A 21,220-nucleotide genomic window follows, 5' to 3' on the forward strand; every position below is an offset into this window, starting at 1 on the left:
GGAGGGTAAGGGGGATTATTTTACGTGAAATGTAAACCTAAAGTAGTATTTGAATAATAATCGGTAAACTTTTTTCTGGACGAGTTAGAAGGATATCCGAGGTTTAGGCAGTTATAGTTCCACCTAAATTATTTTTTGGAAAAACGCTTTATTTATGGTTAAATTGAAAGAAATATAAACCTTCTATCGTGAACTTTTACCGCCAACCAACTTTTGTAGTAGCCATTTCTTTGTGCCTGTTTTTTTTGGTTTTGGCTTTTACTTTTCCTTTGGGTATTAGGGAGAACCTGGCAGTTGCCGCTGCATCCACATTAGCTGTGTTTGGCAATTATTACCTGGTATTGGGCTTATTGATGGTTTTGTTGCTTTTAGGTATAGCCATTTCTCCATGGGGGAAATTAAAAATTGGAGAAGGGCCGGTGAGCTATGGCTGGTTTTCGTGGATTGCCATGTTGTACAGTACAGGTATGGGGGCAGGGTTGATGTTGCGGGCCGTGCAAGAACCGGTTTATTATTTTACCAAACCTCCCCGAGCCACAGATTTGTCTTCAGAGGTATTTGCCTTGGAGTATACTTTTTTTCATTGGGGTTTTACCCCTTGGGCTTTTTATGGGCTTTTTGGATTGATGGTGGGTTATTTGGTTTACGGAAAGGGGAGGCTGATGCTCAGCTCTTCACTTTTGGTGGGGAGATACCGTAAGCCTGTTTTGATCGTCATTGTGGATGTGATTACCATTATTAGTACTTTGTTTGGCGTGGTAGGAGCTGTTGGGCTGGGCAGTAGGCAACTACTTGTAGGGTTTCAGCAATTGTTCGTGGATGTTGAAATAAGCTACGGCAACAATGCTTTTGTGGTTTTGTTTTTGGGTAGTCTTGCCACCCTATCCGCCTTTTCTGGGCTAAGTAAGGGAATTAGAAATGTTTCAAGATTTAATATTTCCGTTTCCTTATTCTTGTTATTGGCCACCTTATTTTCAGGGAATATCCTAGGCATTGTTAATAATTTCGGCTTATCGATCGCTGCCTATATTTATGATTTTATACCCATGAGTCTGAATTATGGAGACAAAAGTGTCTCTCAGGAATTTTTGATGGATTGGACCTTTTTTTATTGGGCTTTTTGGTTGTCCTGGGCACCGTTTACAGGTGTATTTATAGCAAGGATTTCTAAAGGAAGGTCTTTCCGCGCGTTTATTTTTGGGGTGATTCTTGTGCCTTCTTTGGGCACATTTCTTTGGTTTTCTGTTTTTGGCTCCTCTGCTTTTGAGCTGATCGGAAAGCCGGAAAATTACCAAGGTCAATTTGATTCGTTGTATGGATCTATTTTCGTATTTCTTGATAGTTTTTCTTTTGGTGGTATAATGAAACTATTGGCCTTCCTCTTGGTCTTTACTTTTCTTATCACTTCCCTAGACTCTGCCATCTATGTTTTGGGAATGTTTGCCGACAACGGAAATAGAGAACCAAACAACAAGCATTTGTTAGGCTGGGGGGTAATCCTATCTGTTTTCACCATTGCCACCTTATTTATAGGAAAAGAGCAGTTGCTACAGGCTGTTAGCCAGTTATTAATTCTTATCGCTCTTCCTTTTAGTTGGGTTTACCTATTGATGATTGGAAGTTTCCTTTTTATATTAGTCAAAAAGAAAAATCATGATGCATTATAACATAAATAAAGGTCTTCTATCCTTGTTCTTTATCATTTTTGCATCGATTAACTTTTCTTGTGAAAGCAATAAAAAACTGGCCTCCTATGAAGGCGAAAAGCACAAAGGCGTTTGTTGGGTAGGTACCAGAAATCCACTTACAGGAGGGGAATTACAATCCCTAAAGGAATTGGGTGTGAGCCATCTCTCTCAAACACCATTTGGTTGGCAGAAGTCTGTTTCTGAACCTGACTTGAATTGGGAAAAACACCGCAACAAAACCTGGTGGGGAGAAAGTAGCAATGGACTGTTGTCTACTTCTGACACGGCCAAAGCTTTGGGAATTACCGATATTTTGAAACCTCATATTTGGGTTCGTGGTTCTTGGCCGGGAGAAATAGCCATGAGCAATGAGCAAGACTGGAACTTGTGGTTTGACAATTATAAAGACTTTATTCTTTATTACGCTCGAATAGCTGAAAAGCAAGGCATCCCTATTTTATGCATTGGTACTGAATTGGAAAAGGCCAGTCACAAAGAGAAAAAGTGGCGGGAGATTATTCATGCCATACGCGAGGTGTACACCGGAAAGCTAACCTATGCAGCGAATTTTACCGAATACCAAAAGGTGAATTTTTGGGATGCTTTGGATTATATAGGCATTCAAGCCTATTTCCCTTTGGTCGACCACCAAAATGCTCCTGATTTATCCCAATTAATTAAAGGCTGGGAAAAAGTAATCCCTGAAATAGAGCAAACAAATATCACCTACCAAAAGCCGGTGATATTCACTGAAATAGGCTATTGCAATACAGAAGATGCTGCACATTCTCCATGGGTTTGGCCCAGTGAAAGGCGAAAAGCTACCCTCTCAGAGGAAGTCCAAGCCTTATGCTATGAGGCATTCTTTGAAGCAGTTTGGGATAAACCATGGATGCAAGGGGTGTATTTCTGGAAATGGTATCCTGAACCTAGGGGACGTGAACCTGATTTCACTCCCCAAAATAAAATGGCCGAAAAAATAATGAAAAGGTATTTCTTCGACCCAAAACCTACTGATGGTTAAACCCGAAATTCGTATTAAATGAAGCAGAGTAACTCATGCGTTTAACTTTTTATTTTTGCAGGAATTGATGTTTTTCGATTGATGAAGCCATGAATGGCAATGATAAGCACTAGAACAGCCACCAAAGCTAGGGCTATAATACTGAGCGTATCATTCAATTCCCATTGCTTGACAGCAATTGCTGTTATGCCCCAAGCACCTACCAATGCCGCTTCTCTCATATTTCTATAATAGGTTAACAAGCCATAGATAGAAGTGGCCACGATAAGTACCAAAGCTGCCCAGCCTGTTTCTGTCCAGATACCCTCCAATATTCCTGTGTTTTTAACCCCCACAGAAAGGGTCAAAACCGTAGCCAAAATGACCCAGCCAATATAGAGGCAAATGGGCCACCATACGAAAAAGATGGTTTTCAAAGGTGCATCATAGGTTTCTAGTCTTAGTCTAATCACCAGTTGAATCAATGAGAAGAGTAATACTAGGATTACCAACACAGAAAGGAGGATTTGTTCATTGACCCACACATAAATCCAAAGCGCATTGCTTAAATTGGCTACGATAAACCAAATACCAGATGGCAATAAAGAGGTTTGGTTTTGTTTTTTAAAATAACCTATCCATTGATAAATGAGGTAGGCAATTAAGGCCAAATAAATTAAGCCCCAAATGGAAAATGCATAGCCTGCCGGGGTTATGAAGGTGGTGAAATCATCGCTGATGTCACCTACTGAATTACCAAAATAATCTCCGGAGCCTCCCAGGTAATTGATAAATAAGGTGAAAATAAAAGAGATCGTATTGGTGAGTATTAGTGGTAATGCTTTCATTTTGAATTTGGGTTTTGTTGTAAGCTTAGCTGAAATTCAGATTTTTTTATGGCCCTATAAGTCCTTTTTCTGAGCAAGGGAAGACTTTTTGCGTAATAGGCCCCCAAAAGGATAACGCCTAAACTCCCCAATTCAAGCGTTGCCGGAGCCCCAATCCAATCCGTGACGAACCCGATAACAAAACTGCCCAAGGATAGAGATCCCATAAACAGCATAATATAAAAACTTAATACCCGCCCTCTTTTTTCTTCAGGAGCAATGGATTGAATTAAAGTATTGGATCCGGTAAAGATGATCACTCTGCCCAGTCCCGTAGCTAAAAGAGCCAATAGGGATAACCATAAAATTGAACTGAAGGAGAACACAGCCAAACCTATGCCGAAGAGTATTGTTCCTATCAATATTAACTTATCTAAACCTAAAATGTTATTTTTAGTACCTACAAAAAATGCACCAATCAAGGACCCCAGTCCAACAGCACTGGTCATGTATCCAAAGGTGACCGCATCTCCGTTAAATATTTCTGCCGCAAAAACAGGTAAAATGACCATATAAGACATGCCAATAAGGGTAATGGCGGCCACAAACAACATGATGAACCGAAGGTGCTTGGTTTTGAAAGCAAAACCGGCACCTTCTGAAAATGCATTTTTGAAGTTTTGTTTTAAGGAATTGTTTGCCAAAGGTTTGTATTGAATAAAAGTGAAGAGCCCTACCACGCTGAAGCTTGCAAGTGCATAAAGCAGCAGACAGTAGCCTTCTCCTATAATGGGAATAAGAATTCCCGCGAGGGCAGGGCCTACAATTCTGGCAGTATTAAAAAGGGAAGAATTTAAGGCGATGGCATTGGTCAGGTAAGCCTTGTCCTTAACCAAATCATTGACAAAAGCATGCCTGGATGGCATTTCCAGTCCACTGACCAAGCCAAAAACAACCTCTAGAGCCAGTAGGATATTAAAGGTAATATTGTCGGTAATTGTAAATACTGCCAGGGTCAAAGCATTGATAGCAATTACTGTCTGACAAACCATCAAGAGTTTGTGTTTATTGTACTTGTCAGCAAATACTCCGGCAAAAATGGATATTAGGAAGGCCGAGATTTCCCTCGAAAAGGAAATCACTCCCAAAAGTAAGGCAGAGCCTGTAAGACTATAAACCAACCAGCCTACCACCACTTGCTTCATCATATTTCCTAGGTTAGAGAAGGCCTGACCTGCAAAGAAATACCTGTAGTTAGAAGAAGAAAGGGATTTAAAAATCAGCATGATTAATTAGAAAAATTCTTTACCAATAGGAGCACAAAGACTTATAATACCTCCCTCCCTTTTGCAATGAAATCATAATTTTGTGAAGGGACAGCTATCCATTGATTTATGCAATTTCGATAAGGAGAAGTCGATATTAATTGACTTCGTCTTTAAGCCCCTGATGTCTAATAATCAAATAATCGGTCAATTGGTTTCAAAAGATTATATAAGTTTAAATGCTTTGGACAAAAGCCTCCCATTTTTTAAAAGGTTTGGCTTTCATTACTCGGGGGAATTTTACTTGGCCACCTTTTTTCTTTTGTTTTTCATTGTAGGCAATAAAAGTAGAAAGGGGAACAATTTTCACATCAATACTTTTTAGGGCCTTATTTCTAGCAACATTATAATTTTTATTATTGTCACGAAGAAATGCATCCAAAAAGTCTTTTACTTCTTCTTCGTCTGCAGTTCCTGAATCTTTGCCCAAATACCAGCGGTGGAGGTAATCACCATCTTCTTCTATAGCCGCAACGGTGTATTCCGGAATGGTCAGGTTAAATTTCTCTTGGACCGCTTCCATGGCTTTGTCCATTTGGTGCACACCCAATTGGCTCCCCACTACGTTTAAGAAAAACTTTGTTCGCCCTGTGATTTTGATTTCCAGCTTATCCTTATTGGTAAAAGCAATGGTATCTCCAATCATATAGCGCCATGCACCGGATACTGTAGAAATCAATAGTATATAGTCTTTGTTTTCTTCCACTTCACCAATGGTCAATGCTTTGGCCTCAGGTTTTACAGCTCCATTTTCATCCATGTTTTCCGATTCAAAAGGAACAAATTCAAAATAAATACCATTATCTAAAACCAAGGCCATGGCTTCTGTGCCCGGTCGATTTTGAAAAGCCAAAAACCCCTCTGAAGCCAAGTAAGTGTCTATATAAACCAGCGGATGCGCCAGGTTTTTCTCGAAACTTTTCCTATGTGGTTCAAATGCCACACCTCCAGGAGTATATACCGAAAGGTTAGGCCAAATCTCATGAATAGAGGAAACTCCATGGTAAGCAATAACCCGCTTCATCATTAATTCAATCCATGATGGAATGCCTGAAATACTTCCAATATCCCAATCTTTTGCGTTTTTTGCTATCTCTTCAATCCTTTCGTCCCAATCTTCTATAGCTGATATTTCAGGGCCGGGTTTATAAAAACTTTGAAACCAAAATGGGATTTGGCTGGCACTTATCCCACTTATTTCTCCTTCCAGAAAACCGTTGTTTTTTTTCAGGGCAGTAGAACTTCCCAACATCATAATTTGTCGCTCAAAAAAATCAGGGGGTAAATCATATTTGGATAAACTGACCACCTGCTGTATGCCGGTATTTCTGATCGAGTCAATCATTTCATCGGTTACGGGGATGTATTTGCTATTGCTCGTGGTTCCTGAGCTAACAGCAAAATACTGATTGATACCCGGCCAAGTGATGTCCTCGTGTCCCTCTCTGATCTTATTCCACCATTCTTTATAAATCTTGTCATAATCATGGTAGGGCACCTTCTCCTGAAATGCCTGTGAAGTTTCGTTAGCATCAAGGATTTTTTTAAACCCATAGTACTTACCAAAGGAGGTGTCTTTCGCCGTGTCTAGAAGATGTTTTAATACTTTTGACTGTGCTTTTTCAGGATTGTCCTCTGTACTTAGTTTACCCCCTAATTCGATTGCTTTCTTTATTAATTCACCAATTACCGGCATATGTTCTGCTAATGTTTAAAGTCAAATTGTTTTTTTGATTTACAAGCAATTATTAGACCACTAAAAATTTATTTTCTTTAAGTAATTGTAATTTAGTCATTTAAAAAAATATGATTATGTTTACAAATTGAAATTTGAATTTTTGACCTAATACTGGGTTTTTAGGCTTACTAATAGTCCGACCTTTTAACTAAATATCCGGGATATTTAGTTTCAGTTCACCCAAATTGTTTTGGATTTTAGTTTGTCGTTATTAGTTTTAAGCTTTTAGTAACTGTATTTTATTTCTATTATTTCTTTTTAATAAAATCAATGATGGACTGTTTCAAATCGATTAAATAAATAATCAATTTTCATTTATTTAAAAACCTGCTTCCTTTAGTGTTCTGATGGTAAAATGAAATAATTTTATTCAGTTACCGGTGAACGGGTGCAGCTGATTTTTAAATGGTTAAATTTTAAACTTATTCTTTAAATTTACTATGAACACACCCTTAGAAATCACGTTTGGCGCAATTAGTGATGCTTTACACAGTTTTAACTTCCCGGAAATTGATTTGGTTTTGGGCCTTTCGGAAGGAGGAAAAGCACCTGCTTTAATGATTGCCCATCAGCTAGGTGTTGCGCTAAAAATCATGGATTTTTCCGAATCCCTTGAACCTCATGCTTTGTCTCTGTCCAATGCTGAGGAAGAAGATTTAGGCTTGGACTTTTATGGGCACCACAGGATATTGATTGTTGATGATATTGCACTTTCAGTCAATAAACTTCCCCAAATTAAAGAAAAAATCAAGGTAGAAGAGGTCTATTCTTTTGTGCTTTTCGGAGAAGCTGATTTAGTATTGTTTCCAAAGGTGAAATCCAAAGTGAAAATGCCTTGGGCAATAATTTGATGAAAATTTAACACCGAATATTCAATTGATCTTCTACTACCTGCTGAAAATGCCTTAAAATCAGCCTATTCGTTGTTGTTAGGGGATTTCACCTTAGCAATGCTATGTTGCTAAAATCTGCAAACAGGCTATTTCACTTGTGATTGGAACCTTCCTGAGAAAGCTCAGGAAATACCATTGGATAATCCGGATTTAATTGCAATTTCATTGTCAAAGGATCATGGCTCCGTTTGTTCTCTGCTTAGGTCTTTAAACGGCAATGGGCTAGGCGCTGAGGCCATTATTTAGACCCTAAATCATAAATATTTCTTACTTCTTTCAATATTTTATTGACATCTATATTCAGGTCTATTAAGCTTCCTGTTTTGATATCAAAAACTACACCATGAATAATAGGACCACCGTTTTCTAGAAAACTTTTTTGCCAAACGGCCATTTTGACAACATTGATGCACTGTTCTTGAACATTCAGTTCCACCAAACGATTGTACCTCTGGGTTTCATCGGTAATGGCATTTAATTCCTCAAAATGTAAACGGTAAACATCCCTTATATTTCTTAGCCAAGGATTTAATATACCCAAGTCCTTTGATTCCAGGGCAGCAGCAATGCCCCCACACAAATAATGGCCGCAAACAATAATATGCTTTACCTTCAAATGACCTACCGCATATTCAATAACCGAAGCTGAATTATTGTCGTTATTGGGTACCAAATTGGCAATGTTTCTATGCACAAATACTTCTCCTGCATCCGCACCCAGCAGTTCTTCGGCCGTCACCCTGCTGTCACTGCAACCAATAAATAAATGTAAAGGCTTTTGCTCCTTGGTTAGCTTCTTAAAAAATTCCGGATCATTTCCCAGTTTTTTTTGAACCCAATCTTTGTTGTTTTTTAATAGCCGCTTATATTCCATGTAGTTGTTAATAGGTCTGCTAAAATTTCTTAATTAATTTAAAAAACTTACCGCAGCACTCAAATATAATTCTATTCTTTGTGTGAACAAGCAACTATTTGTCAATTGCCTCAATAATAGCTTGATAGATTTAAAATGTATCCCATAATAAGTTTCTTCGCAGTAAACGGAAACCTATTTGGTAGGTGATATTTCAAGTTTAGGCGGTAAGGTATAAAAAGTAACGAGAAGAAAACTTATCCATTCTTATTAAGGGGAAAGTTTCTTACCAATCATTTAACCAATGATACAACCATCTCATCGATTTAAAAGAATAGAAGTGAAATAGGGCTAGGGTATATTTTGATATTGCTAAGGTTAATATTTTGTCAATTCCTCTTCATCAATATTGTAATGATTGCTATTCATTTTTAAAACCAGTAACAAAAGAAAGATGGGAATTAATGCTATAGCGGGTGAAAAGAGCTTAGAGAACATGATAAATATTCCAAGGTAATAAAGTGGTATGCCAACCAGCCCTATGCAAAATTTAATCGTTCCATAAAATACAGGGTCTTCTACTTTGCGCTCTATCCATTTCCATACCAACCAAAGGGGAAGATGAAAGACCTTAAATAGATGGTTTTTCCACTTGGAGGCAGGCTTTAATTTTATTTTGGGATTCGTTTCCATATTTCCTCTAAACTTGGTGATGTCAGTACTTGATTGGAGAATTTGTTTTATGGAATTGTCGTAATTTTCTTCAGGTAAATGTAAGGTTAGGGATTCTAGTTCCTCTTTTGATTGCTTAACCAATCTTCTTTCCTCTTCATAATATTCCTTAGCAGATATTGGTGCTCCAATTTCCAGTAAGGCCTTGGAACCGGATTTTTGGTGGGCTTGATAGCTTATACCTATGGGAAGGATAACCAAATCAAAGGAAGGGTCATCAGCTAAAGTTGCAGCAACTATTCGTGTGAAACCTTTACTAAGAGGCCTAATCCGGCGTTTTAAGGAATGATTTCCTTCAGGGAAAATCAATATTTTACCGTTCTTTTTTAAGATGGACCGACAAAGGGCAAAGCTTTTATTGTTTCCGGAAATTGTCCCGAAGCCATCTCTGATTCTATATACAGGTACCATTCTTATGAAGGCCAAAATTTTGGCAATCAAGGGATTTTTAAAAACAGATGCCCTTGCGAGAAAATAAGGCTTTAGGTCGATGAATGTTGTGATCAACAAAGCATCTAATAATGCATTTTGGTGATTGGCAATAATAAGGGTGGGCCTGTGTTTATAAGGCTTCCAATTTCCAACGATTTCAATTTCTGAAAAATAAAACCATAAGGCAGTTTTCACCAACCGCTTGAGTAGGGAATTAAACAACCTTTGCCACATAATTGTATTTTTTCCATAGGCTAGCGATGGTAAGGCCTGAAACGATATGCCAAATGCCCCACCATCCGGCAATAATGGACATTCCGCCTAAACCATCAAAATAGTTGAAAATCAAAACCAGGGCCAGTCCGGAGTTTTGAATTCCGGTTTCAATGGTAAGTGTTTTGGTGTCCTCAAGGGTTAAACTGAAGACTTTGGACAAGCTAAAGCCTGAACCCAGAGCTACAAAATTATGCATCAAAACCAAACCGAAAACCCATCCAATGACTTTAATAAAAAGATCAAAATTGCTATAAAAGGCGATAATGACAATACTGATAAAGATTACCACACTAATAGGTTTGAGAAGGCTTGCAATTTTTTCAGCAAGAAACGGTTTCTTCTTGTTGACATATATCCCTAATATTAGGGGAATGCCAAGAAGTAGTGCTACGGTCTCAAAAACATCGCTGTAATTTAGACTGATGCTTTTTAATAAGAGAGCAGAAGGAGAATAGAGCCCAGACCATAATGCGAAATTAAAAGGAGTGAGTACAATAGAACTTAATGTAGCGAAAGCCGTAAGACTAACCGAGAGTGCGCTGTTGCCGCCCGCATAATTGGTAAGGAAATTTGAAATATTGCCTCCGGGGCAGGCTGCTACTAAAAACATGCCCAAGGCTACACTGGGACTGGGTTGGATAAACAGAATCAAAACCCACGTCAGAAATGGTAATAGCAGAAATTGGGAGGTAATGCCTAGTAAAAATGATTTGGGATACGACCATAAATATTTGAAATCCGAAAGTTTAATTTCAAGGGCGACACCAAACATGATAACGGCTAGAGAAACGTTCATTAAAAATAAAGAATCCTCTCCAAAATTGATCTGCATTTGATCTAATTCTTCCATAAAGCAATTGAAGTGAAGTTCAAAATTAATATAAATTTTCAGAACGATAAGTTTGCCGGGTAATTGATAAGTTTTTGAAACTATTCAAAACCAAAATTTCAATGATAAATTTAATTTTTATAAATTTGACCATTGAAAATTTCGGAAGGAAAGATCAAATAGACCAATTGGCTAATTTTGAATTGTTCAGCACTAGAACGTCATATTATTTCCAAAGCGGTGGACAGTAAAAAATAGTAATCTTATAAACCATAGAATAGACAATCAACATTATGGAAAAAATTAAAGTAGGTATCAATGGATTCGGTAGGATAGGAAGACTCGTTTTCCGTGCTGCACAGGAAAGAGAAGATATTCAAATTGTAGGCATCAACGATTTGATTGATGTAGATTACATGGCCTACATGCTAAAATATGATTCTACACATGGCCAATTTAAAGGTGATGTGGAAGTTAAAGATGGCCAATTAATAGTGAATGGCAACGCCATCAGAGTTACGTCTGAAAGAAATCCTGCAGATTTGAAATGGTCTGACGTAGGTGCAGAATATGTAGTAGAATCTACAGGTTTATTCTTAACCAAGGATAAAGCGCAAGGACATATCGATGCCGGAGCTAAAAAAGTAGTAATGTCTGCTCCTTCAAAAGATGATACGCCGATGATCGTTATGGGTGTTAATGAAGGTACTTACACTTCTGACATGGTATTTGTTTCAAATGCATCTTGTACAACCAACTGTCTTGCACCTTTAGCTAAAGTTGTGAATGACAACTGGGGCATTGAAGAAGGGCTTATGACTACTGTTCATGCCACCACTGCTACTCAGAAAACTGTTGATGGACCTTCAATGAAGGACTGGAGAGGTGGAAGAGGAGCCGGTCAAAACATTATCCCTTCCTCTACAGGAGCTGCAAAAGCTGTGGGTAAAGTAATTCCTGAATTGAATGGAAAACTTACAGGTATGTCTTTCAGGGTTCCAACTCCTGACGTTTCTGTAGTAGATCTTACAGTTAAACTTTCAAAAGGTGCTACTTATGAAGAGATTTGTGCAAAAATGAAAGAAGCTGCTGACGGTGACTTGAAAGGAATTATGGGATATACTGAAGATGCAGTAGTTTCTAATGACTTCATTGGTGATGCAAGAACTTCAATTTTCGATGCCGGTGCCGGAATCCAATTGAATGATACATTTGTTAAGTTGGTAGCTTGGTATGACAACGAGTGGGGTTATTCTAATAAAGTTGTTGACTTGTTGGAATACATCGCTAAAAAATAAAAAGCCTTAGGCTTTAATAATTAAAAATAGGGTTGGAGTTTTTCCAATCCTATTTTTTTATGCTCTTTTCGTAAGTGTTGATCCATTCTTGCATACTCACCTTAGCTATTAATTTTCCTATTAAATCATAGGGGATTTGGTCCATTTTTTTGAAGCGAATACAGCTTTTACCCATATCTAATTTAGCCTTACTGTGTTTTGGGAACTCTTCTTTAAACCAGCTCATCAATTCCCCGTCGGCATAAATGCAGGAATGATACAAGGCCAGGTAATTTTTTTGATTGGCAATGTTTACAAAAGGCAAGGGTAGTGTAGGGTTGCAGTGGTAGCCTGCAGGATATGCTGAATGAGGGACTACATAGCCAATCATACCATAACTCATGGTCTCTTCAAATCCTTTGGGGAGATTGGAAAGAATTGTTTGTCTTAATTTATAAAATGCATCTTTTCTATCTTCAGGAATTTCTTCGAGGTAGTTTTCGACAGAAGTGGCTTTGCTATTCATAGGATTGGGTATGGTTAATTTTTTTCTAAGGTAGCTGATGTTTTTGATAAATCATCCAAGAGTTTTAATGTTTCCCTGTGAAGGATAGGTGCCGTTTCGGGCCCCAAGGAATTTACTTCACCATAGGGGGCAGTCTCTCGTCCATAGGTGAAAGGAGGCTTTTCATCCCATTGACTTTTGGGCACTATATATCCAATCATATCATTGGCCATGCCGCTAAAGAATTTAAATTGGCCGGGCATCTTGCTTTTTATAGCAGGCACTTCTACGGGGGCAATGCCGAAATCAGCACCTTCCGGAGCCTCTACACCGCCGTTCAGGATTTCCGGGTACAATTCCCCAGGAATATGTACGAAAGTAGCAGGGCCTAGTTTCCATGCATTTACTTCAGACCTTACATTTCCCCAAGACATAAAACCTCTATCAAATACCCCAATAAAAGAGGCCAACCTGAACAATTTATTTGTCATAGGCAATGGTACCGTCTTGGCACGGATAGCCAAGTTGCTCCGGTATACCGTATCCATTCCTTTGGCCATGGTTTCAAAACTAATTTTGGCCAAGGCCAATCCTTGGGCATCAATTTTATCTACAGTAGCAGCCTTTAAGGTGTCCTGAGAATAGGGGTGTACCACTGGGTCACTAGGTCTGGTTGTCATCAAGCCTCCCAATGCCCCATTAAGAAAAATCGAAACGCCTCCCAAGCCTTCATGGTAAACAGAATCATTGTAAACAATGCCTTCTTCCATATATTCTCTCCAATAGTGTGGGAAATCGGAACTGATTAAGGTATTGTCTGCCCAGAGCGTCTCAGGGTGGTTGCCCCAGTTCATGATTGTTCCTAAGGTTTTGTCAGTATCCTTTTGCATTACCTGCATAAGCCTAATGGCCGCATCATAAACTTTTGGAGCCCTGGTATCTCCAACCAAAGGAGCGGCATCACTTTCATTTATGGCAAATTTTAAGTAAGCGGATTTTCGGTTGTTATAGGCTTCCAATACAGACCTTGTGATGCCCTCAAAAACAAGGGCTTTATAATTTTCATCCACCCCCCTGGTAAATGGGTCCGGTCCCCACATGCCCATCATATCGGGAGAAGAATGCACATGTGTGCTGGTGATAATCAGGTGGTCCAGTTCCGTTTTTTGAAGGATCTTTTTTCTTAAGGAAATTACTTCATCATTTCCAAAGCCAATCATGTCAATGACACAAAGTCCTAATTTTATTTGTCCATCATCCAATACAATGGACCTTGCCCACAAAGGGTCATTAATTCCTGATGCAGGTCTATTTTGTTGAAACCCGGCCAGCCAAATCGGATCAAATTTACCATTTTGATTGAGGTCGTTGTAATAATCCCCATCTTCTTCATTGTATTCAGCATCACCATTTACATCCTGCCAGGTATCATAACCAACCGGACTGATATCGGCAACAGCAAACCCGGCACTTAATTCGGCATTTCCTTCATTCTGTAAAGAGAGGTTCAGGTCATAACCTTTGTGCCTGTCCCGAAATTGATACATTCCAAAGACCAATAAAAATACCAGTACTCCCGCAAATATTAGTAAAGAATATTTTAACCAACGATTCATAAAAACAGTTTTAATTAATTACTTTAAAAAATGAAAAAAGACCATTGTTTTATTACACTAAGCAGATAAATATTAGGGAGTTAAAGGTGAATAAAGTACTTAAAAATCGATGGAATCAGAAGTTGGATTCTGTAAATAGGGATTATTTAAAAAAGTTACAATACCTATCTGGTGATGAGGAATAAAAATCATCCTTGGTATTTACTTTCAAGATTCTTCTATTTTCTTTTTTACACAATATTAAAAAAGTAGATACTTATTTGAAACCTGACTAATCCAGATTATATAAGAATAGTTTGGTACGTAAGTAATAAATACTAATCCCCATATATCCAAGCTCACAGAAGTATTGGTTCCCATTTATTCCTTACCTAAGAATGAACCATTCCTTATTATTCCTGAGCTCTAGAATAATTAGGAATGGTTATAGAAACAAATAATGTCTCATGTTTAATAATCTATGATTTGAAAATAGGGGATTTTTTATTTTCTGGAAAAACCGTAGTAGTTATCCGCAAAATCCATAAATAAGTTCCAATCGTATGGGGTCAGATTATGTTTCCCTTCACGAATGTGGTGTCCGGCATAGGGTAGGAGCACAGGATTTCCCGGCGAATTTATTTCTTTAGGAAAATCTCCCTTCATGTTATAGATCTCTCGATATACCCTAGTTCCCAATTGCAAAGACATGTATTCTCCTTTTGGATCTGCCCATAAATCTTCAGATGCACTGGCCACATAGACTGCTCTTGGTGCCATGGCTGCAATTAACATGTGTTGGTCTATTGGCAATAGGGCTTCGTTGTTATTGTATTTATTGAAATTATCTGTAAACCAATAGGGGAAAACAGTGTTTATTCTTTCAACTGTTTCTCCAAATTTCCTTCGGGACATGGCGGCTCCACCGGCTCCAGACTCATTAGAAATTGTGATGGCCCATCTGGGGTCTGATGCTCCGGTCCAAAGTGAGGCTTTGCCACCTCTAGAGTGTCCGATGACAGCAGCTTTTTTGGCGTCGATATCCGGGCTAGTTTCAAAATAATCCATGGCCCGCATGGCTCCCCAAGCCCAGGCACCTAAGCCCCGCATACCATTTTCTTTTTCTAATTCCTCAGGGTACAATTTACTTAAAATGTCTTCTGTGAAAGTTACTTTGTCGTCATCAGAAACATCCTTGACATGAAAGGTAGCAGCGGCATAACCGCGGCTTACAATTTCTTCAGCAGGCCAAAAACCCATTTTAACTTTTCGCGTAGGGTCTATATTCTCCGGATCCCTGTGGTTAATTAATAAGAATACAGGAGCTGATTCTTTCCGTTGATTAGGAATGAACAAGATTAGCCTCATTGTTGCTGATTGGGACCTATAAATTACCTCTATGTCAATTTCCTTCAATGTGGCCATACCATTCATTGCCATTTTATCTTCATTAACTACACTGAAGTTTAGGGCATCGATAGCTTTTGGCACGGTGCCATATACATTGTTTTCAAAAAGGTTGACTATTTCAGGTCTTCTCACTTGCTCCCATTCTTGGATGGTCTTAATCTCTTGTCCTTTTAAATTGACGAATAGGTCCGGTATAGAAAAATCAGGAACTTTTGATTCATCCTTATGGGTCTCTTTTTGAGCAAAGGTTAATGCAGGAAGCATTGCAAGAAATAACATGTAAAGAAAATATCTGTAGATCATTGTTATGTTTTATTTTTAATTGTTATAACTGCAATATATAAAAAAACCTACCAAAAGGCAGGCTGTTTTATACTTTGAATAGGGCTTAAATGCGGTTGTTGACGTTTTGTTTATCGTAGGCAATTACTCGGTCGTGATTACGATAGCGCCATTTTTAGCTTTTTCTCCATGGACAATCAATTGGTTTGGATTAACCACAGAAATTGTTTTTATATTTTCCGTTTTAGGAAAGTTAGGGATTGAAGGGGAATCATGAACTATTCCATCAATAATATAAAGTGGAGACTTAGCTGATTTTAAAATCTGGCTGGTAGCCGCTTTAAACACAATTTTATTTATACCGACTTCCCTTAGGGCTGCTTGTACATTTTGAACTTCACCCATTTTTATATCTTTTCCGGCAGAAAAATTGACGAATATCGATTCGTGGTCCACGGAATTAAAGCTAGTGTATGCCTTTATTAATCTTGATAAGCCTGAATTAATGGGCATGAGGACTCCATTAAATGAGATCAAGCCCTCTTTAATAATTTGGACAGGAATTTCTATATTCGCTGTTATCGGGTTCTTCTGTGTTGAGTTACCATTGATTTGAATAACATCTCCATAATCATTATTTAAACTCGGAACAATTGTACTGCTACCAGCGCCGTTTATTTTAAAGGATATTGGTAAATGCAATTGGTATTCATTTTTCTGCAATATCGGTTGTAAGTTAGGTGAATCAGAAAGAACTTCAAGAATTTCTTTTTCGAAACTCCCATCAATTCTTTGGGAAAATGAAACTCCTTCTATATTTCCAGAAGAATCTGTTTTGAGAATGACGATTGTTGTTCCGGATAAACCTTTAGCTATATTATCTTCAGGAAAGACCAAGTTTTCAATCAAATGTGTTTTAAAAGGAGCACCTAAGGTTATTGCTCCGGATTTTAAGTCATCATTAAACGATAAACCCCTATTCTCAGGGAATGTCTTTGAATTGTTGTTTAGTCCCTGTCTTGATAATTCTTCATTTTGGGTAGTTTTAATATTATTTGATTTCTTTAATTTGATATTGGTATTCACCACTACTGCTACGGTTTCACCGTCTTTTTTACCAGGTATCCAAGTAGGACTGTTTCCATTGGTAAGGGCGGTAAGAAGCAATTGATCCACTTCTTCTCCCAAACTTTTCTTGATAGAAGCATTTACAATATTGGCCTCTTTATCAATAACAAATTCCAAAGCCACCCAATCCCCATCGATTTGAATCCCATCTATCAGTCTTGCCGGAATTTGAGACCTTAAATATTCCTCCCAGGCATTCCATCCTACCTTCGGCTCAGGTTTCTGATCTGCAAGTTGATATGAATATGCGTTTTCATATTTTTTATTCAATTTGGAATTAGGTCTTAGTGTTTCCACCAAGTTTAGCACTTTTATGTATTCTTGTTGATTTTTAATACCGGTAAATTCATAGGACAATTCTCCCACTTGTACATTTAGAGACTCTTGGTGGAGCTTTCCAATACTCTCATAATGAGTAGGGTTTTTTATATTTTTTAATTTTATACCTACAGCTATTGAATCTTGAAAGGCTTCTATTTGATTTTTTAGAAAAGATACAGGGAGTGTTGAATAATTATTAAAAGAAATAATGCTATTGTTGCTTTTCATAGAAATCAAACCAAATACCAAAACAGTTAATGGAACAAGCATTGCTACTTTAAACCAATTGGTTTTCTTATTGGCTTTCATCATCCTAATTCTTCTCAGGGTTGTTGAGCTAACAAAATTACTTCCTAGGGGAAGATCCAGTCCTGCAAAAGCCATTCTTGCCACGAGTTTAGGATAGGAATCTTTTAATTCTACATCTTTGATGACACGGGCATCGGCTTGAAATTCATGTAAATCAACCAATGCTCGATTCATCAAGTGAATGATGGGGTTAAACCAAAAAACATTGCTCAATATTTGATAGATAATTACATCGTATGAATGTTTTTGTTTAACATGTTCAATTTCATGATTGAGTATTTGTTTCTTTTCTTTATTACTTAATTGAAGTGAATCATCCCAAAAAACTTTGTCAAAATAAGAGAACACTGGGGTAAGGCCAAAATTTGGAACCTTGAAATATTTTTCCTTAAGTATATATGAAGTTTGATACCAGCCTTTTCTAAGAATTTCTTTTAATTGAAGATATTGCCAGTAAAATCTAGCAAATAATAACAAAACCACTACTAGATAACCAAAAATCAGATAATCTTTAATATCCCATAAGGTTGGTAGCCTACTGCCTGTTACTGTTACTTCAGGAAGCCCATATGCCCCTGCAATTTCTTTTTGACTGTCAAATTCTAATGCCTTTAAAAAAGCTGTGTTTTCCAAAGAAATACTAGGGGTTTCAAAGGAAACAGGGATTTCAATTAATGAGAATGCCACAGCAAGAAAAGGGGTGACCAATAGATAAACTCTATTAAACACAAAGGTTTTTTCATCTTTAAGGAAAACCCAATAAAAAATGTAGAAAAAAGAGAGGCAAATAATACTCTGCCATATGAAGTTAATTATTGAAGCCATATTCAGTTTTTAATAATTTGCAGATTAGATTATTAATTCTGTTTGATTTTTTACAATCACTATATTTCTCTAGGTGGTCTGATTAATGTTCCTCTCAAAATACCTTCAATTATTAGAATGAATTGTAAAAAACCATCCTTCTTATTCAATTCATTATTAGGGTGATAATTTGGAATATTTCAAATAAGCCAATTAAACTTATCGATTTAGTTTCAGAAATCCTAATAAACTTGAAAAAATACCTAAAAGGTTAAATCATAAATTTACGCCTATTTAATTTTTGTCATCTGATTATAAAGCCATCTTTAAAATCAAATCCAAAACGTTAACGTCGACGATATTTTTCTAAATTTAAGTTTTATGGAGCATTGTGATATATTTTTTTTACCCTTTTAGGATGTTTTTGACAACAATTTATATTTATAATGCGTTTTAATAATGTATATAAAAATTAAATAGAATTTACAGTACAGATTTTGTAAAACAATTAGAAATAAAACGTAACTTCGCTTAATTTATCATCTAAATAATTATTTTATGTCTATTCAAGAATTTTTAAACAAGTATTCAGATCTTTCTAAAACCAATGCTGTGGTTTATATGGAAGATGCGGATGGAAATATTTTCCATTCCATTGACGAAGCACACAAAAAAGGAAAACATCCCTTTGTAACAAAAAATCTAAAAGATTCAGCCATTGCCGATTTAGATAGCTTAGGTTTAAGCTCTAAAGGCGAGGCCTCCAAATTAATGGGTATCTTACAGTTTATCTATGGTGTAGATGCCAAAGCTGATAAGCCGGCTACAAGAGGCAGAAGGACTTATTCTGCTGAAGAAAAAGCAGGAATTCTTGCTGAATGGAAGAAAGCTGAAGCTGAAGGAAAAACCAAAGCTGATTTCAGTAAAGATACTGGTGTGACTTATCAAACTTTATTTAAATGGATTAAGGAGTCATAAGGAAATTAGAATTTGATCCTCTGATAGTGGGTTAAAAGATAATTTTCTAATTCCTTATAAATTAGTATCAATATAATCTTTTTAGTTCTTTACAAACTCATTTGTTTGTTTAGATAAATTTCAATAGCACTTGGTAGTTACCAAGTGCTATTTTTTATTATATCACAGGTTATAAGTATCGCATTGATACATTATCTGAGCTTTTTTTGTTGTGACATTACTGATAATTTTAAATTCATGTTTAAAATAAAATATGTTTTGCTAATTTCTTGTGATGCCAGTATTAAAATAAGATTTTACCCATATTTGATAGGTTTTTAATATTCTATAAAAGTGTATGGGGAGAGTGGAGCTTGCAGTTGCTTCTGCTTAAATAAAAAATAACGTATTGGAGTTTTCGGAAAAAGCCACTAAACGAAAAAAGGCCTCCTTATGTGATTCATAAGAAGGCCTTTAGTACACCCGGAAGGATTCGAACCCTCAACCCTCGGAGCCGAAATCCGATATTCTATCCAGTTGAACTACGGGTGCATGCGGGCCGTTAAGACCGCAATTGTATTTTAAATATTAAGCACTAAGCACATTCTGTACTTTTTCTGCAGCTTCTTTTAAAGTAATGGCAGAAGTAACTTTAAGTCCGGACTCATCGATGATTTTTGCACCTTCTTCAGCGTTGGTACCTTGTAATCTTACGATAATTGGTACACTGATGTCACCAATAGACTTATAGGCTTCAACCACTCCGGATGCAATTCTGTCACACCTTACGATACCTCCAAAAACATTAATAAGGATCGCTTTTACTTTAGGGTCTTTAAGGATGATTCTAAAACCCGCTTCAACGGTTTGTGCATTGGCTCCGCCTCCTACATCTAGGAAATTGGCAGGCTCTCCCCCGGATAGTTTGATCATGTCCATAGTGGCCATTGCTAAACCTGCTCCATTTACCATACATCCTACATTACCATCAAGCTTCACATAGTTAAGCCCTGATTCTGCTGCTTCTACTTCAAATGGATCTTCTTCATCAAGGTCTCTCATTTCTGCAAGCCCTTTGTTTCTATAAAGTGCGTTGTCGTCTAAATTAACCTTGGCATCTACAGCCAATATTTGGTCATCAGATGTCTTCAAAACAGGGTTGATCTCAAATTGGGAAGCATCACTTGCATCATATGCTGCATATAAGGCCATGATGAATTTTACCATTTCCTTGAATGCATTTCCTTCTAGCCCAAGTTTAAAGGCAACGTTTCTTGCTTGGTAAGGCTGAATGCCTAACATTGGATCTACCCATTCCTTAATGATTTTTTCAGGAGTGCTTTCGGCGATCTCTTCAATATTTACACCACCTTCTGTAGAAGCCATGATTATGTTGCTTCCTGTGGCTCTGTCCAACAAGATAGAAAGGTAATATTCTTTTGGTTCGGATTTGCCCGGATAGTAAACATCCTGAGCAACTAGGATTTTTTTGACCAATTTTCCTTCCTCACCTGTTTGGATGGTAACAAGTGTACCATTCAATATATCTTTGGCTTTTTCAGGAACATCTTCTAACGATTTAGCCAAAACCACACCTCTTGATCCGGTTTCTTTAATTTCTCCTTTACCTCTACCTCCGGCATGAATTTGTGCCTTTAGTACATACCAAGAAGTTCCGGTGTCTGCTGTTAGCTTCTTGGCTGCCTCAAGTGCAGCTTCCGGGCTTTCAGCGACAATCCCTTCTTGAATTTTGACTCCGTAAGATTTTAATACTTCTTTAGCTTGATATTCGTGTATATTCATTATGGTCAAATTTTTGCCCGAAGTTAATGTCAAATGTCCGATTATTCAAGATTTAGCAAAGGCTTTTTGTTGATTCTTTTCATGTTTGTCTGCTGTTTTACCAATATTTGCTTTTCATAAGATTAGAAATCAAGCCGATAGCCTGTAAGGAGCTTGTTGTAAATAAAAGTTCTCAAAGAAATATTATTTTTGATTAATTTTAAAATACACCTATGTTTGTCCCAAACACTCAC

At 37.3% G+C, this 21,220-nt stretch carries 16 protein-coding genes and 1 tRNA gene; 5 read left to right on the forward strand and 12 right to left on the reverse strand.

Annotated elements, in window-relative coordinates:
• Positions 1–188 precede the first annotated feature (188 nt).
• Together Q4534_RS06060 and Q4534_RS06065 are read left to right on the forward strand one after the other, a co-directional pair.
• Complete coding sequence (locus tag Q4534_RS06060; protein WP_303612273.1) at positions 189–1,667, forward strand: BCCT family transporter; 1,479 nt, start codon at positions 189–191, stop codon at positions 1,665–1,667.
• Complete coding sequence (locus Q4534_RS06065; protein ID WP_303612274.1) at positions 1,654–2,712, forward strand: glycoside hydrolase family 113; 1,059 nt, start codon at positions 1,654–1,656, stop codon at positions 2,710–2,712. Before Q4534_RS06060 ends, Q4534_RS06065 begins: the two co-directional genes overlap by 14 nt.
• Positions 2,713–2,753: 41 nt before the next feature.
• On the opposite strand, the gene Q4534_RS06070 is transcribed toward Q4534_RS06065, so the two are convergent.
• The 3 genes from Q4534_RS06070 to Q4534_RS06080 all read right to left on the reverse strand — a co-directional run bounded on the left by Q4534_RS06070 (position 2,754) and on the right by Q4534_RS06080 (position 6,539).
• Positions 2,754–3,539 (reverse strand): hypothetical protein, encoded by a 786-nt coding sequence (locus tag Q4534_RS06070; protein WP_303612275.1) that lies wholly within the window; start codon positions 3,537–3,539, stop codon positions 2,754–2,756.
• Positions 3,536–4,804: an MFS transporter gene (locus Q4534_RS06075; RefSeq protein ID WP_303612276.1), complete on the reverse strand. Its 1,269-nt coding sequence runs from the start codon at positions 4,802–4,804 to the stop codon at positions 3,536–3,538. Before Q4534_RS06075 ends, Q4534_RS06070 begins: the two co-directional genes overlap by 4 nt.
• Positions 4,805–5,018: 214 nt before the next feature.
• Complete coding sequence (locus Q4534_RS06080; RefSeq protein ID WP_303612277.1) at positions 5,019–6,539, reverse strand: GH3 auxin-responsive promoter family protein; 1,521 nt, start codon at positions 6,537–6,539, stop codon at positions 5,019–5,021.
• Between the two features lie 482 nt (positions 6,540–7,021).
• On the opposite strand from Q4534_RS06080, the gene Q4534_RS06085 reads away from it, so the two are divergent.
• Positions 7,022–7,432, forward strand: a complete 411-nt coding sequence (locus Q4534_RS06085; RefSeq protein WP_303612278.1) for a phosphoribosyltransferase — start codon at positions 7,022–7,024, stop codon at positions 7,430–7,432.
• Between the two features lie 280 nt (positions 7,433–7,712).
• On the opposite strand, the gene Q4534_RS06090 is transcribed toward Q4534_RS06085, so the two are convergent.
• The 3 genes from Q4534_RS06090 to Q4534_RS06100 form a co-directional block, all read right to left on the reverse strand.
• Entirely contained in the window at positions 7,713–8,348 is a 636-nt protein-coding gene (locus Q4534_RS06090) for a carbonic anhydrase (RefSeq protein ID WP_303612279.1), read from the reverse strand.
• Positions 8,349–8,705: 357 nt separating this feature from the next.
• Complete coding sequence (locus Q4534_RS06095) at positions 8,706–9,725, reverse strand: 1-acyl-sn-glycerol-3-phosphate acyltransferase (protein ID WP_303612280.1); 1,020 nt, start codon at positions 9,723–9,725, stop codon at positions 8,706–8,708.
• Entirely contained in the window at positions 9,706–10,617 is a 912-nt protein-coding gene (locus Q4534_RS06100) for a bile acid:sodium symporter family protein (RefSeq protein ID WP_303612281.1), read from the reverse strand. Before Q4534_RS06100 ends, Q4534_RS06095 begins: the two co-directional genes overlap by 20 nt.
• A gap of 272 nt (positions 10,618–10,889) precedes the next feature.
• On the opposite strand from Q4534_RS06100, the gene gap reads away from it, so the two are divergent.
• On the forward strand, positions 10,890–11,894 hold the full coding sequence (gene gap / locus Q4534_RS06105; RefSeq protein WP_303612282.1) for a type I glyceraldehyde-3-phosphate dehydrogenase: 1,005 nt from the start codon (positions 10,890–10,892) through the stop codon (positions 11,892–11,894).
• A gap of 49 nt (positions 11,895–11,943) precedes the next feature.
• Here gap and Q4534_RS06110 read toward each other — a convergent pair whose 3' ends face one another.
• From Q4534_RS06110 to Q4534_RS06125, 4 genes are all read right to left on the reverse strand, one after another.
• Positions 11,944–12,399, reverse strand: coding sequence for a DUF1801 domain-containing protein (locus Q4534_RS06110; RefSeq protein ID WP_303612283.1), 456 nt, complete (start codon positions 12,397–12,399; stop codon positions 11,944–11,946).
• A gap of 14 nt (positions 12,400–12,413) precedes the next feature.
• Positions 12,414–13,994 (reverse strand): hypothetical protein, encoded by a 1,581-nt coding sequence (locus Q4534_RS06115; protein WP_303612284.1) that lies wholly within the window; start codon positions 13,992–13,994, stop codon positions 12,414–12,416.
• Positions 13,995–14,477: 483 nt separating this feature from the next.
• Complete coding sequence (locus Q4534_RS06120; RefSeq protein WP_303612285.1) at positions 14,478–15,686, reverse strand: acetylxylan esterase; 1,209 nt, start codon at positions 15,684–15,686, stop codon at positions 14,478–14,480.
• A gap of 123 nt (positions 15,687–15,809) precedes the next feature.
• Positions 15,810–18,152: a M56 family metallopeptidase gene (locus Q4534_RS06125; RefSeq protein WP_303612286.1), complete on the reverse strand. Its 2,343-nt coding sequence runs from the start codon at positions 18,150–18,152 to the stop codon at positions 15,810–15,812.
• Between the two features lie 633 nt (positions 18,153–18,785).
• Between Q4534_RS06125 and Q4534_RS06130 the strand changes: the two genes are divergently transcribed.
• Positions 18,786–19,205, forward strand: coding sequence for a transposase (locus Q4534_RS06130; protein WP_303612287.1), 420 nt, complete (start codon positions 18,786–18,788; stop codon positions 19,203–19,205).
• Between the two features lie 457 nt (positions 19,206–19,662).
• Here the strand turns inward: Q4534_RS06130 and Q4534_RS06135 are convergent.
• A tRNA-Arg gene (locus tag Q4534_RS06135) sits at positions 19,663–19,736 on the reverse strand.
• A gap of 36 nt (positions 19,737–19,772) precedes the next feature.
• Entirely contained in the window at positions 19,773–20,987 is a 1,215-nt protein-coding gene (gene sucC / locus Q4534_RS06140; protein ID WP_303612288.1) for an ADP-forming succinate--CoA ligase subunit beta, read from the reverse strand.
• Positions 20,988–21,220: the final 233 nt, after the last annotated feature.

Source organism: Cyclobacterium sp. 1_MG-2023 (assembly GCF_030546805.1).
Taxonomy (GTDB): Bacteria; Bacteroidota; Bacteroidia; order Cytophagales; family Cyclobacteriaceae; genus Cyclobacterium.

Excerpts from the sequence above, each read along its gene's own strand:
- Q4534_RS06115 (WP_303612284.1), bottom strand. The coding sequence starts at position 13,994 with ATGAATCGTTGGTTAAAATATTCTTTACTAATATTTGCGGGAGTACTG.
- Q4534_RS06075 (WP_303612276.1), bottom strand. The coding sequence starts at position 4,804 with ATGCTGATTTTTAAATCCCTTTCTTCTTCTAACTACAGGTATTTCTTT.
- Q4534_RS06095 (WP_303612280.1), bottom strand. The coding sequence starts at position 9,725 with ATGTGGCAAAGGTTGTTTAATTCCCTACTCAAGCGGTTGGTGAAAACT.
- Q4534_RS06120 (WP_303612285.1), bottom strand. The coding sequence starts at position 15,686 with ATGATCTACAGATATTTTCTTTACATGTTATTTCTTGCAATGCTTCCT.
- Q4534_RS06085 (WP_303612278.1), top strand. The coding sequence starts at position 7,022 with ATGAACACACCCTTAGAAATCACGTTTGGCGCAATTAGTGATGCTTTA.
- Q4534_RS06080 (WP_303612277.1), bottom strand. The coding sequence starts at position 6,539 with ATGCCGGTAATTGGTGAATTAATAAAGAAAGCAATCGAATTAGGGGGT.
- Q4534_RS06090 (WP_303612279.1), bottom strand. The coding sequence starts at position 8,348 with ATGGAATATAAGCGGCTATTAAAAAACAACAAAGATTGGGTTCAAAAA.
- Q4534_RS06130 (WP_303612287.1), top strand. The coding sequence starts at position 18,786 with ATGTCTATTCAAGAATTTTTAAACAAGTATTCAGATCTTTCTAAAACC.
- Q4534_RS06070 (WP_303612275.1), bottom strand. The coding sequence starts at position 3,539 with ATGAAAGCATTACCACTAATACTCACCAATACGATCTCTTTTATTTTC.
- gap (WP_303612282.1), top strand. The coding sequence starts at position 10,890 with ATGGAAAAAATTAAAGTAGGTATCAATGGATTCGGTAGGATAGGAAGA.
- sucC (WP_303612288.1), bottom strand. The coding sequence starts at position 20,987 with ATGAATATACACGAATATCAAGCTAAAGAAGTATTAAAATCTTACGGA.
- Q4534_RS06065 (WP_303612274.1), top strand. The coding sequence starts at position 1,654 with ATGATGCATTATAACATAAATAAAGGTCTTCTATCCTTGTTCTTTATC.
- Q4534_RS06110 (WP_303612283.1), bottom strand. The coding sequence starts at position 12,399 with ATGAATAGCAAAGCCACTTCTGTCGAAAACTACCTCGAAGAAATTCCT.
- Q4534_RS06100 (WP_303612281.1), bottom strand. The coding sequence starts at position 10,617 with ATGGAAGAATTAGATCAAATGCAGATCAATTTTGGAGAGGATTCTTTA.